The sequence below is a fragment of the Candidatus Kuenenia sp. genome (assembly GCF_027493735.1).
Classification (GTDB): domain Bacteria; phylum Planctomycetota; class Brocadiia; order Brocadiales; family Brocadiaceae; genus Kuenenia; species Kuenenia stuttgartiensis_A.
Genome location: NZ_JAOSKF010000022.1, coordinates 37,970 through 50,149 on the forward strand (window position 1 = coordinate 37,970; position 12,180 = coordinate 50,149).

Consider the following 12,180-nt stretch of genomic DNA (forward strand, 5'->3'; position numbering starts at 1 on the left):
ATCGTACATCATACTGGCGCATGCCTCTAAAGCGGGCAGCAGGGATGTATCATTATTCTTTTTCCGTTGGAGTCTTTTCTCCGGTAGGTTTATTGAGTTCTTCTAAGAATTTTTTCAGGTCATCACCTTCTATTACCTCTTCTTCGATGAGTTTTTTTGCCATTCTCTGCAAAATCATCTTTTTTTCAAGCAGTATTGTTTCGACCCGCTGGGACGATTCGTCCATTATTCTTTTGATTTCTAAATCTATTTCCCGCGCCGTTTCTTCGCTGTATTCTTTTTCAAAGGAGAGTCCGTAAAGCGATTGCCTGTCGCCTTGATCAAAAGCAACCTGTCCCATTTTTTCGCTCATGCCGTATTCCTTAATCATCATTCGGGCGATTTCTGTCGCTTTTTTCAGGTCGTTCTGGGCGCCGGTTGATATTTCATTAAAAATAATCTTTTCCGCAGATCTGCCTCCCAGCAATATTGCTATTCTGTCGAGAAGTTCTGACCTTGTCATCAAATAGCGGTCTTCCGTAGGTTTCTGCAAGGTATAACCAAGGGCGCCGATACCCCTTGGGATCATCGATATTTTCCGGACAGGGTCAGCATTTGGAATCATGCACGCTACAAGGGCATGGCCGGATTCATGGTAAGCGACGATTTCCTTCTCTTTCAGGTTCATAAGACGCTTCTTCTTTTCTAACCCTGCCATAAGCCTATCAATTGCCTCTTCAAATTCAGGCATGCCTGCGGCTTTCTTGTTTCTTCTTGCGGCAAGCAATGCGGCTTCATTGATAAGGTTTGCAAGGTCTGCGCCGACAAATCCCGGCGTCATTGCGGCAACAGCATGTAAGTCCACTTCTTTTTCCATCTTTACGTCTGCGGAATGTACCTTGAGTATTGCTTCGCGTCCGTGCAAATCCGGCCTGTCAACTACCACTTGCCGGTCGAATCTGCCTGGCCTTAAAAGGGCTGAATCCAATATTTCAGGACGATTTGTAGCCCCCATGATAATTACGCCTTTATTGGAATCAAAACCATCCATTTCCACCAGCAACTGATTTAATGTTTGCTCACGTTCGTCATGCCCCCCCATGGGGTTTTGCCCCCTGGCCTTGCCAAGGGCGTCAAGTTCGTCAATAAAAATAATGCATGGCGCTTTTTGGTCTGCCTGATTAAACAAATCTCTCACCCTTGCGGCGCCCACGCCAACAAACATTTCTACGAATTCAGAGCCGCTCATGTTGAAAAAAGGGACACCAGCTTCCCCTGCCACGGCTTTTGCCAACAGGGTCTTTCCTGTTCCCGGAGCACCGACAAGCAGTACTCCTTTTGGTATCTTGCCGCCTATGGCACGAAATTTTTCAGGGGTTTTCAGGAATTCTATAATTTCCTGCAATTCCTCTTTTGCCTCATCTATGCCTGCTACATCGTCAAATGTAACATTTAAGTCTTCCTGGACGTAAAGGCGTCCCCTGCTCTTGCCGAAAGTCATGATGCTGCTGGCAGGCCCGAATCTTTTAAATACAAAGCGCCAGATCAAAAACAGTATTAATAAGGGGACTATCCATGAAAAGAAAAATGTTTTCAACCAGGGGCTTTCGTACTGTCCTTCGTATTTCACCCCCATTTTTTCTAATTCGCTTACCAGTTCAGGGTCATCTATCCGCGCCGTAATAAAGATTGCGTATTTGTTAGTGCCGCGTTCATATTCCTTTAATTTGCCTTGAATAGCCGCATGGGATATATGACATTCCAGTATCATATCTTCGCGCAATAATTTCTTAAATTCGCTGTACGAGATATTCCTTACCCCGGGGTTCATTAAATACATTTGGATAAGTATGAGAAACCCAAAAGCCATAATAATGTGCCAAATAGAAAACTTTTTCGGCCTTTTAAACTTCATTTTTTTTAAGTCTTTGAACATTTACACTCCTATGGTTGATTATTCAAAAGAACATGCTATAAACAGATAAAGAATTTATGGTCAGACGACATCTTTGTTACGTCTCTCCGTTCAGCCGGTTTGAAATGTATGCGGAATACAACTTGGTAGAGACGCACGGCCGTGTGTCTAATTCTACCAGAAAGCGCTGTATCACTCAAAAAAACTTTATGATATTTGTAAAATGGTAATTGTCTGTCACTGTGAGTGCAGAAGGAATCCGCATTGAAGAACGGACATAATCGGAGCATTTGCAAGAGAGGAGCAGCAATTAGTACTTTATCAGTAATTTCTTTGCATTTTTTGGCAAAATATTTAATGGTGAAAACGAAATGCTATATTTCAATCCTCCCACCTCCAAAGGGTGACAACCATTCCCTGCACCCCCAGCGGGGAGACATTCTCCCCCTTTGGAGGGGATAAGGGGGGGGAGAGTTTTGAAATTTGTTTCGTATTTCGTATCATATTTTCGTAAGGTGCATTCCCGATTTTTTGTAAAAAAGCTTATTATTTATGCAGGATGGACTACTCGGCGCTGACCTATCAATAAACTACACCGGAAAAAATGAATATCGAAGGATAAGAAAACTTCGTAATTCGAAATTCCTTGTTCTGCGGTTCGATATTCTCTTTTCATCCTACTAAAATGACTGGTTACAAAAAATCTGGAATACACCCTTTGCTATAAACGGTTGCTGGTCTTTCCTCACTTGAAATATCTAAGCCCACTAAATTCATGTAGTGTGACGAGATTCGTCGCACCAAAAAAAGTTGTGAGATCAAGGAATAGGGTCTACCCAAAACAATGCGACGAATCTCGTCGCACTACAAATGATTATTTCCGGTTTCAAAATACTAAAGTGTTACAATTTTTATGTATTATAAGGGCTTATACACCATACTCAAACCCTTAGTTACATAGAGGTCATGGACGAAACGGACAAGACAGGGTGCGTCTCTGAATCTCTCAATACCTTGCCGTCTTTCAGCATTATCATTCTGCGTGTGTATCCTGCGATATCTTCTTCATGTGTTACGAGTACAATGGTAAGATTCATTTCACTGTTCAGTTTGCAAAGGACGTTCATTACCTCTTTGCTGGTAGCGCTATCAAGATTGCCGGTAGGCTCATCCGCGAGAAGCAGGGAAGGGCTGTTGATAATTGCCCTTGCAATCGCGACACGTTGCTGCTGGCCGCCGGAAAGCTGGCTGGGATAATTTTTATGGAGTCCTTCAAGGCCCAGTATCCGGATTGTTTCGTAGATTTTATGTTCGGAGCTTTTCGTTAGTTTTTTCGCGTAAATAAGCGGGAGTTCTATATTTTCCAAGACAGTTGTTCTTCCAAGAAGGTTGAAACTCTGAAATACAAAACCGAGTTTTTTGTTCCGGATCTCCGCCAGTTCATTCTTTGAAAAACGTGAAACATCTACCCCTTCAAAAAAGTATCTCCCTTTCGTAGGGAGGTCCAGACATCCGAGTATATTCATTAATGTGGATTTTCCAGAACCAGAAGCCCCCATAATGGAAACAAACTCTCCCTTTTTAATGGAGAGAGAAACATTGTTTAAAGCCGTAAAGGCAATCTCCCCCATTTCGTATATTTTATAAATGGAATCTAATTGTATTATATCCTGCATATATCATAAGCTGGCATAGCCAGCGCCAAACAATAATGAAATAAAAAATACGAAACAAATTTCGGGTTTCACCATTAAATATTTTGCCAAAAAATGTAAAAAAATTACCGATAAGGCACTAGCGCCGGCCTCCCCCCATTCTGGTCCAGGGAATCTGTTGGGAACTTTTCGCGGCGGATTTATCGGTTATCTCCGCAACGACAACTTCATCCCCTTCTTTTACTTCTCCCCCAACAATCTCCGTAAAATCGTAATCGCTTATTCCGGTTTTTATCATCACCATTACCGGTTTTCCGTGTTTCAGTATCCAGAGAGGGGAATATTTCTCTCCATCATATTCGCCTCCTTCCGGTTTACCGGTTTTATCTCTTATGGTTTTTGATGGAGTGAAACGTAACGCGGTATTTGGGATGCTTAATACGTTTTTTGCTTCTGCCACTAAAATGGAAGTATTTGCAGTCATTCCCGGCTTGAGTTTTAGGGAAGAGTTGTCTATGCTGACAATGGTATCGTAGGTTACGACGTTTTGAAAAATAACCGGCGACATACGAATTTCTGTTACCTTGCCATCAAAAACGTCTTCAGGGAAGGCGTCAACATTAAATCTTGCACTTTGCCCCACTTCAACCATGCCGATATCCGCCTCATCAACGTTTGTATTCACCTGCATACTGACAAGGTCTTTGGCTATTGTAAATAATGTGGGCGTCTGAAAACTGGAGGCCACCGTCTGGCCAACGTCCACTTCCCTTGAAATCACTATGCCGTCAAGAGGAGAAACAATTACCGTGTACCCCAGATCGGTTTTTGCTATTGCAAGGGACGCCTCTGCCTGCATTATTTCAGCTTTCGCAAGTTCAGCGTCTGCAAGGCTTGTCTCGTAAACGGTTCGGGACTCATCAAATTCATCAATGGAAATGACCTGTGTTGAGAATAATTTTTTCGCGCGATGATATTTCCTCTTGCTGTTTCTTAAGACAGCATTCGATCTTTTTAGTTTTGCAAGCGCTGTTGCAAGGGCTGCTTCCGCCTTCCGTACCTGATGCTCGAAGGGCGTTGGGTCTATCTGCGCCACGATCTGACCCGTTTTCACCTCGGAATTAAAATCTGCGTACAGCTTTGAAATAAGGCCTGAGACCTGACTGCCGATGATCACTGTTCTTACAGGATTTATTGTGCCTGTGGCAACCACATATTTCTGAATATCGCCCTTAACAATTTTAGCCGTCTCAAACCTGACGGTTTCTTCTTTTTTAAGCAGGTAAATTACGGTTACTATGATTACCAATACGCATGGTATGCCAATATAAATGTACTTTTTCATATCTGCTAGAAGATAATAAATATTGATACGTATGGCAATTATAATTTTACCCTGCGTTCCCGAAGGGAATGGATTTGACAGTCTGAGGCCGGAGGTCGGAAGTCAGAGGTCAGAGGTCAGAGGTCAGCGAGAACAGTCCTCAGTCCTCAGTCCTCAGTCCTCAATCTGCCGACTGACAACTGTAGACTGTAGACAAGGTACTAAGGCACTGTAAATAAATAAAGGTATCAAGTAGATCAATTTCATGCTCTGGAAACATGCAATCAAGGCTTCAAAGTGAGACGTTAATTTATTTACAGCGCCTAAAGTAAATAATCTAACCGGTCTTTAAACATTTCCACGACCTTCGTCTTTATTTTTTGATGTTCTTCCGCAGAAAGAGAAGGGTCACGGCAAACAATTTCAAACGCATCTTTCCGGGCTTTTTGTAGTAGGGAGAAATCATGAAAGATATTGCTTATCTTTAATTCCGGCAAACCATGCTGCCGCGTGCCAAAAAACTCTCCGGGGCCTCTCAGCCTGAAATCCATTTCCGCTATTTTAAACCCGTCAGACGTATTTACCATTGTTCTAAGCCGGTCACGCGACAGGGCTGTTTTTGGCGTACCAAAAAGCAGGCAATATGATTGTTTACCGCCTCTTCCTATTCTTCCGCGCAATTGATGCAATTGCGCCAGGCCGAACCGTTCCGCATGTTCAATAACCATTATAGTGGCATTAGGGACGTCAATGCCCACCTCAATAATTATCGTGGAAACTAAAATATCATACCGCCTTTCTTTGAAATCGGCCATTGCCTGCTCTTTTTCCGCAGATTTCATCTTGCCGTGAAGTAGTCCTACTTTGCATTCGGGAAATATTTCGTTCCGCAGCCTCTCTGCTTCAGTGATGGCTGATTTTAAATCCAGTTTTTCCGAGTGTTCCACAAGTGGATAGACGACAAATACCTGCTTTCCTTTTGATATTTCACCCCGGATGAAATCGTAAGCGGCTTTTTCTTTATTTTTTGAAACCCAAAATGTCTTTACCGGAATACGGCCCGGAGGCATTTCGTCCAGCATTGAAATATCCATATCGCCAAACAGCGTAAGCGACAACGTACGGGGGATTGGCGTCGCCGTCATAATAAGCACATCAGGGCTTGCTCCCTTTTTCCGCAGTTTAAGGCGCTGCAAAACGCCAAATTTGTGCTGCTCGTCGATCACCACCAGTCCCAGTTTTTTAAACGAGACGGATTCTTCTATGATTGCATGCGTCCCGACAATTAAATCTATCCCGCCATCGCTCACCTGGGCAATGACATTTTTTTTATGTGTTGCATTGCCGCTGCCGGTTAATAAACAGACCCTGACCTGCGATCCTGATAAGAATTTTTGCAGCGTGCGAAAATGCTGTTGTGCCAGTAGTTCCGTGGGTGCCATAAAGGTCGCCTGATATCCGTTTGCTACCGCAATTAAGGCTGCATATAAAGCAACCACCGTTTTACCGGAACCAACATCCCCCTGAAGCAATCTGTTCATGGGCTTGTCACTTTTCATATCTTCCCTGATTTCATAAATTACCCTTTCCTGCGCTTTCGTGAGGGTAAAGGGGATAATATTCCGAATGTGGGCGTCCACATTCGCCCCTGCTTTAAAGGGGATTCTAGTCTCTCCTTTAATACGGTAACGCCTGAGTGCCATTGCCATCTCAAGGCAAAACAGTTCCTCATAAACCAGCCGGTTTTTGGCGCGGTTTAAAAGCTCCATTGAAGGAGGGGAATGAATATGTCTTATAGCGTCCGCTACGGGAAGAAAATTGTATTTTTTTATGAGGGGCAGAGGCAAGGCGTCCTCAAGCAAATCCACATATTCCTGTATTGCAGCGTGGATAATTTTTCGTAATTGGGACTGGCTTATGTGTTCGGTAAGAGGGTAAACGGGAATAATACCCCATCCACTCCCGCCTGCCTGCCTATCGCTAATAATCTCATATTCCGGACTGAGCAATTGGAGATATTTATACGAATTGACCTTTCCGTGCAAAAACAGGCGATCTCCGATGCGAAATTTATTTACCAGAAACGGTTGATTAAACCATGTGGCGGCTATTACGCCTGTTTCATCGCTCACGAAAACTTCCAGAATGGTCTTCCCCATTCGGGCAACCCTGTTTTGTATGCCGTTAATAGTGCCTTGAATGGTAATGCTGTCGCCTGTCTTCGCTTCAGCAATCTTCTGTATTTTAGAAAAATCATTGTAGTCGCGGGGGAAGTAATAGAGTAAATCATGGACCGTTTGTATGCCTAATCGTCCGATAATTTTGCTTCGTTTAGGCCCTATGCCGTTAAGATATTGGACTGGTTGGAGTAATGAGTGACTCAAGGTTATCCTATGGCATCTATCTTTGCGGCAAGGATAAAATCGCTTTCAGTAAGTCCCTGTATCTTATGTGTATAAACCTTGATTTCCACCTTCCCCCACGTCAGGCATATTTGGGGATGATGCCCCTGTTCTTCAGCAATTTCCCCCACTTTGTTTGTAAAGGTAAGCGCAGTTTTGAAATCAGGAAATTTAAACGTCTTGTATAAATGATGCTCTTCAATAACGTCCCACCCACGCAGGTGTTTCTGCAATTCCTTAAGTGCGCTGCCCTTTAAAGGCAGCACCCCTACCTGACAGGGTACACACTTTTTTGATGCGAGTTCTGACATTTTAATATCCTCCTAAAAAAAGTAAAAAAAACGTAACTTCTCAGTAAGTTGAGGTTTTTATAATAATTTCTACCTTGAAAAGTCCCGGATCGTCAAATCCTTGTGCTCGTAGTGTAGCAACAACATATCCTGCTGGCCTGCGGCCTTCCTGTAAGACAAGTTCCCGTGTATCACGTATGTATTCACAATACTGAAGCAGTTCTTCGTACGGAGAATTGATGATGAGTTTATTAATATTTTTCATGGATTGTTTTTAAGGAAAGGTATTTCTTCAAGTTTGATTATGAGAGACGGAAGGTCTTTAGTAACCGTCTGCCAGACAATATCCAGATTTATATCAAAATAGGCGTGAATCAGCCGGTTTCTCATGTTAATTATGCTTTTCCATGGGATATGAGAAAACCTCTCACGACAATCCTTTGAAACATTAGCGGCAGCCTCTCCTATAATCTCAACATCCTTAACCAGGGAAAGCACCAGCATACGGTTTTTGTCGAGTGACTTTCTGGCCTGCCCTTGAGCAAAAGAAACGGCCTCTTTCGCGGCATCGAGTATATGATGCATCCGTACAATATCTTCTTTACTGCACATATTGCACCTCTGCCGACTCGACTACCTCCTTGCGGAAATAGCGGCTTAAATCTTCCGGTGTCCGCAAGTCCACGTTGCGCCCGATGATTTCGCTTAATTCGATCTCCATGCCAGATAAGGTTATGAGACCCGGAATATGCTCCGGCTCAAACTCAACGAGAAGGTCTATATCGCTTTCTGGTCCAAAATCGCCATGCAGGCAGGAACCGAACAAAGACAGCTTGCGTATATGATGCCGCTTACAGAATTCGGCGATCTTGTCTTTTGGCAGTACTATATGGTTTTTTCTTTCCATCAGCTATTTCTCCCTTCCCATGCGATTATTGTGACCTGATATCTATAGTAAACGTCATAAACAAGTTTACATAAAAACGTGTCATTGCGAGCGGAGCGAAGCAATCTTTCCCAGAGATTGCTTCGGGCTATCGCCCGCGCAATGACAACTTACTTTTAGCATCCACTATATGTTTATTCTTGCGGTAGAAATTCAGAGTATTTGGTTCTAAACTCATTCTACCTGATAATCTTCAAACTCTCTATCCATAGGATTTAGCGCTCTACCTCCAAATCCCTCCCTGTGCAAACGGATATCCTTAATTATCTCTGCCGCCGAGCGCTCATCATTCCAAATGCCGTAGAGACCGCTCCCTTTGGTTTCGCGCTTCTTGTGACGCACTTTCACAGAAAGCACACCTTCCTTTAACGAGTGAATGATCTTCACAACCTTTGGAAGCACCTCGCCAGGCATTTCCCGAACTTCCCTAAGAATAATCTTTTCATATTCAGCCCTTGTCCCCATAATTTCCTCCATAATCCTCTTTTTGAAAAACTCATAGCGCCAAGTTTTTTGTTGAAACTCATCTTACCTGATAATCTTCAGACTCTCAATGCCTTGTATGTACTACAAAGGCGTCATAGGTATTTCCTAACTGGGTGCTGCCTCTCATTGCTATTTTCTGAAATTAGATATGGTGTCACTAGAATTCCAATTCTTTCTCACTCCAAGCGGGATAAAACGAACTCAACTGTTCTTAAAAAAAGTGAATATCGTGTCTTGTCGCTGTTATGTGCAGTTGGATGCTCCGTTGATTTTATTCTTCTGCGTCCTTTAAAAGGAGATTCAATTCTTTGAACAGTTTGTCAAATCGATCTAGAGCTTCCTCAAGATGCGGAAGGTTCTTTTTTATCATGCCCGAGTTTTCTACTAAGAATGATGCTGGTCCAAAGTGGTCGAATTCAGAAATATCTATTGAAAGCGTTCTGAAATGTTCCTCAACCTCTGCAACAACCCGCTTTGGTGCTTTTGAGGGCTTCTTGTCAGACAGCTGTTGAGATCCTTTCAGGCTGTAACATTCATTCACTAAAGTTATATACGTTGAACGACCAAACATATCTTCAATATCAGCTTCATCTTGGTTAGCAAACATCTCGGCACTGAAGACGTGCCCTTTCTTAAGTATCTCGGAATCTCGGAGAGTGCGGATTTTCTTCTTGTCACCATCGTGAAAATCTGTAAAAACGGCAATGTGAAGTTTGTTGCAGCCGAAAAGAGTAATAAAGCTGCCTATCTTGTCTATTCCTCCGGCCGGAGCAATGACCCATTTTGAATCCAAGCCTTCTTTGCATTGTGATTTGAGTTCCTGAGAGAACCACTTGAGGTATAGCAGGTCGGACGGTCCCTCGACAAGCAACGTGTGCTTCCCGATGAATAGAGTCTGAGTGATCTCATAACCAAGGGCTGCTTGTAATGGGAACAGAGTGTCGGAATCCGTGCTTAGAACTTTGTCGCCTATCTTAGTTCCTAATGGTTGCTTATTCTTTACGACATCTTCAACCGTCCTGACACCCATGATGTTGTCGGGATCCACCATAAAAGGGGAATGGGTACTGTAGATAACTTGAAAGTGCGGTTTTAGCTTTTCGTTTATGTATCTGAGCAAATCTCCCTGTGCTTTGGCGTGCAAGCTGAGACCGGGTTCGTCCAGAAGTAGAAAGAGATTCGTACCATAGGTCTTCCGTACTTGTGAGAACCACGCCAAGAAAGAAAAGAACCAAACGAAGCCTGTGCTGCGGTCTTCGAAGCTTACAGATACTTGATGTCGGGTGTTCTCTATACGAGTCATAAAGACATATCCACTATTGAACGGCGGCGGATCCTCTGCCAGTGCATTTTCGAAGCGGAAGTTGACCCTTAAGTATTCATTCTGACTCCAATATTCAAATATCTCTCGGGTCAGCTTATTGGAAACACCCTCAAGCTTTGCTATTAAATGTTCAAGTTTACCTAACTCTTGAATTTCTTTTGGTGTAGTGCCGGCTAAATCAAGCAAGGCAAGGAAAATCTTCTCTGAGAATAAAAGTTTCTTAGAACTTATGTTCTGGCTTAGCGCATTGAAGGAAACTCGCCCAGCCATTTTCTGGTAGTCAGCGAAATAGAGAAAAGTTGGAAGCCGTGTAGCCAATGCATTATTGACCACTTGGCTTAGTTCCCCATTTGGGATATTCTTCTTAATCTTAGCAAGAACCTCTGCCTGTTCTGCTGAGGGTGTCTTGATGTTCTCAAGTTGTGTGATTATATCTGCAACAGAGAGAACCTTGGTCCCTTCTGTAATCTCTCCCTTCTCGGAACGAAGTTGCTTGAGATAATGCTTTACAACTTTCGCTTCGTCAACCTCAGTATTCCAACAGAGTTTGTTTCCATAGCCTTTGGTTACTGTGACCAGCTTACTCCTGATCGGGTTCACCCCGAATGTATCCTGCAAGACCTTTTCGTCTCTTTGGTCGAGTTCCCATACAGTCGTGAGTACATTAGCTGGTTTCTCATCCTTGATTACCTCGTAATCTGTTAAACCCTTCCTTGGATACTCCTCAAGGTCATCGAAGTCAGCTTGATCGCGTTCCACTGGCTTAAGTTTGTAGAGAGCCTGCAAGACTGCACTCTTTCCAGACTCATTTTTCCCGACTAGACAAGTAATAGGCGCTAGTGAAAATTCTTCTGAATCGTCAATGCACTTGTAATTATGAATTCTTACGGTTTTGAGTCTCATCTACACCTCCTATTTGTTCTAATTACTCAGAGAAACTGGACTTTATTTCCTTCATCTCTTGCAATTCCAGCCCTTCTATCTTCCTTTTGTACTCTTCCATCACAATTAAAAGATATGTGTTGTGTCCGTTGCGCTTGACCCAGCCGCACTTTTATCAAAGAAACGCCACACCCGCTTCTTTAAAATGTTTGTTGATCTTTACACTGGCCTTGGGGGCTTCTTTATTAAGACATATTCTATAGTGCCATTACCGTAAATCTTCTATCATCCTTTTAATAGTAATGGATAATGGTGACACTTCATGTGCACATATCCAAAATACCTCTTCCGCATCAATATCAAAATAGTGATGTGCGATAATATCCCGGAAACCCATGGCGCCTTTCCAGTCGGTTTCAGAGTATTTCGAAAGAAGGCTGCCGCCTGTTATTTTGTCTATATTTTTCAAGGCTTCTCCGATGGAGATGAACAGCATGCAGATACCATCCAGCTTTTCCATACCGGCCGGCGAATCGGTAAAATCGTCTGCGCTATGAATTTGTTCCGAACGACTTTTGATTTTTCCAAGGGCTTCATCAATCTGATGGAGTATTGACAGAACAAGGTCATTATCAAACATAGACGCCCTCTTTCTCTATGCGTTCTTTAAGAAAAGGGTTCATCTTTTCCCGCATCCTGACAATATCAACCTGTTTCCGCACCCGGCTTTCAATCTCTTCCTTTATGTGCACCATTGCAAACGGGTTGGGAGTCTTTGTTTTTATACAGACGTCAACATCACTGTCCTCCCTCGCTTCATCCCGAGCAATCGAACCGAAGATTCCGATTTCAAGTATGCCGTATTTATCCGCAAAGTTCTGTTTGAAGTCGCGCAAAATGGCTAGTATATCATCTCTTCCCATTATCTGCCTCCTACTGCATTTATTGCCAATATCTTCTTTCCATAACTACACCTC

The 12,180-nt window shown here is 43.1% G+C and carries 12 protein-coding genes; all 12 read right to left on the reverse strand.

Annotated features, from left to right (window positions below):
• Nucleotides 1–52: 52 nt before the first annotated feature.
• The gene (gene ftsH / locus M5U24_RS15190; RefSeq protein WP_099324625.1) at nucleotides 53–1,915 is read right to left on the reverse strand and encodes an ATP-dependent zinc metalloprotease FtsH; all 1,863 of its coding nucleotides are present in this window, start codon (nucleotides 1,913–1,915) and stop codon (nucleotides 53–55) included.
• A 932-nt stretch (nucleotides 1,916–2,847) separates the two neighbouring features.
• Nucleotides 2,848–3,570, reverse strand: a complete 723-nt coding sequence (locus M5U24_RS15195; protein ID WP_099324626.1) for an ABC transporter ATP-binding protein — start codon at nucleotides 3,568–3,570, stop codon at nucleotides 2,848–2,850.
• 118 nt (nucleotides 3,571–3,688) lie between these two features.
• Nucleotides 3,689–4,894 carry an efflux RND transporter periplasmic adaptor subunit gene (locus M5U24_RS15200; RefSeq protein ID WP_099324627.1) on the reverse strand — a complete coding sequence of 402 codons (1,206 nt, stop codon included), beginning with the start codon at nucleotides 4,892–4,894 and terminating at the stop codon, nucleotides 3,689–3,691.
• Between the two features lie 302 nt (nucleotides 4,895–5,196).
• Nucleotides 5,197–7,257, reverse strand: coding sequence for an ATP-dependent DNA helicase RecG (gene recG / locus M5U24_RS15205; RefSeq protein WP_157820429.1), 2,061 nt, complete (start codon nucleotides 7,255–7,257; stop codon nucleotides 5,197–5,199).
• Nucleotides 7,258–7,259: 2 nt separating this feature from the next.
• Nucleotides 7,260–7,586, reverse strand: a complete 327-nt coding sequence (locus M5U24_RS15210) for a 4a-hydroxytetrahydrobiopterin dehydratase (protein WP_099324629.1) — start codon at nucleotides 7,584–7,586, stop codon at nucleotides 7,260–7,262.
• Between the two features lie 40 nt (nucleotides 7,587–7,626).
• A complete protein-coding gene (locus M5U24_RS15215; protein ID WP_099324630.1) occupies nucleotides 7,627–7,830 on the reverse strand; it encodes a hypothetical protein in 204 nt (67 codons plus the stop codon).
• Nucleotides 7,827–8,177 (reverse strand): DUF86 domain-containing protein, encoded by a 351-nt coding sequence (locus tag M5U24_RS15220; protein WP_099324631.1) that lies wholly within the window; start codon nucleotides 8,175–8,177, stop codon nucleotides 7,827–7,829. Before M5U24_RS15220 ends, M5U24_RS15215 begins: the two co-directional genes overlap by 4 nt.
• Entirely contained in the window at nucleotides 8,167–8,472 is a 306-nt protein-coding gene (locus tag M5U24_RS15225) for a nucleotidyltransferase family protein (RefSeq protein WP_099324632.1), read from the reverse strand. Before M5U24_RS15225 ends, M5U24_RS15220 begins: the two co-directional genes overlap by 11 nt.
• Before the next feature lie 213 nt (nucleotides 8,473–8,685).
• On the reverse strand, nucleotides 8,686–8,988 hold the full coding sequence (locus tag M5U24_RS15230; RefSeq protein WP_099324633.1) for a hypothetical protein: 303 nt from the start codon (nucleotides 8,986–8,988) through the stop codon (nucleotides 8,686–8,688).
• A 280-nt stretch (nucleotides 8,989–9,268) separates the two neighbouring features.
• Complete coding sequence (locus M5U24_RS15235; protein ID WP_099324634.1) at nucleotides 9,269–11,224, reverse strand: AAA family ATPase; 1,956 nt, start codon at nucleotides 11,222–11,224, stop codon at nucleotides 9,269–9,271.
• A gap of 247 nt (nucleotides 11,225–11,471) precedes the next feature.
• The gene (locus M5U24_RS15240) at nucleotides 11,472–11,843 is read right to left on the reverse strand and encodes a DUF86 domain-containing protein (RefSeq protein WP_099324635.1); all 372 of its coding nucleotides are present in this window, start codon (nucleotides 11,841–11,843) and stop codon (nucleotides 11,472–11,474) included.
• A complete protein-coding gene (locus tag M5U24_RS15245; protein WP_099324636.1) occupies nucleotides 11,836–12,126 on the reverse strand; it encodes a nucleotidyltransferase domain-containing protein in 291 nt (96 codons plus the stop codon). The genes M5U24_RS15240 and M5U24_RS15245 overlap by 8 nt, the downstream gene beginning before the upstream one ends.
• Nucleotides 12,127–12,180 lie beyond the last annotated feature (54 nt).

What these genes read in the sequence shown, in the direction of transcription:
- ftsH (WP_099324625.1), bottom strand. Translation starts at nt 1,915, where the DNA reads ATGTTCAAAGACTTAAAAAAAATGAAGTTTAAAAGGCCGAAAAAGTTT.
- M5U24_RS15195 (WP_099324626.1), bottom strand. Translation starts at nt 3,570, where the DNA reads ATGCAGGATATAATACAATTAGATTCCATTTATAAAATATACGAAATG.
- M5U24_RS15200 (WP_099324627.1), bottom strand. Translation starts at nt 4,894, where the DNA reads ATGAAAAAGTACATTTATATTGGCATACCATGCGTATTGGTAATCATA.
- M5U24_RS15210 (WP_099324629.1), bottom strand. Translation starts at nt 7,586, where the DNA reads ATGTCAGAACTCGCATCAAAAAAGTGTGTACCCTGTCAGGTAGGGGTG.
- M5U24_RS15215 (WP_099324630.1), bottom strand. Translation starts at nt 7,830, where the DNA reads ATGAAAAATATTAATAAACTCATCATCAATTCTCCGTACGAAGAACTG.
- M5U24_RS15220 (WP_099324631.1), bottom strand. Translation starts at nt 8,177, where the DNA reads ATGTGCAGTAAAGAAGATATTGTACGGATGCATCATATACTCGATGCC.
- M5U24_RS15225 (WP_099324632.1), bottom strand. Translation starts at nt 8,472, where the DNA reads ATGGAAAGAAAAAACCATATAGTACTGCCAAAAGACAAGATCGCCGAA.
- M5U24_RS15230 (WP_099324633.1), bottom strand. Translation starts at nt 8,988, where the DNA reads ATGGAGGAAATTATGGGGACAAGGGCTGAATATGAAAAGATTATTCTT.
- M5U24_RS15235 (WP_099324634.1), bottom strand. Translation starts at nt 11,224, where the DNA reads ATGAGACTCAAAACCGTAAGAATTCATAATTACAAGTGCATTGACGAT.
- M5U24_RS15240 (WP_099324635.1), bottom strand. Translation starts at nt 11,843, where the DNA reads ATGTTTGATAATGACCTTGTTCTGTCAATACTCCATCAGATTGATGAA.
- M5U24_RS15245 (WP_099324636.1), bottom strand. Translation starts at nt 12,126, where the DNA reads ATGGGAAGAGATGATATACTAGCCATTTTGCGCGACTTCAAACAGAAC.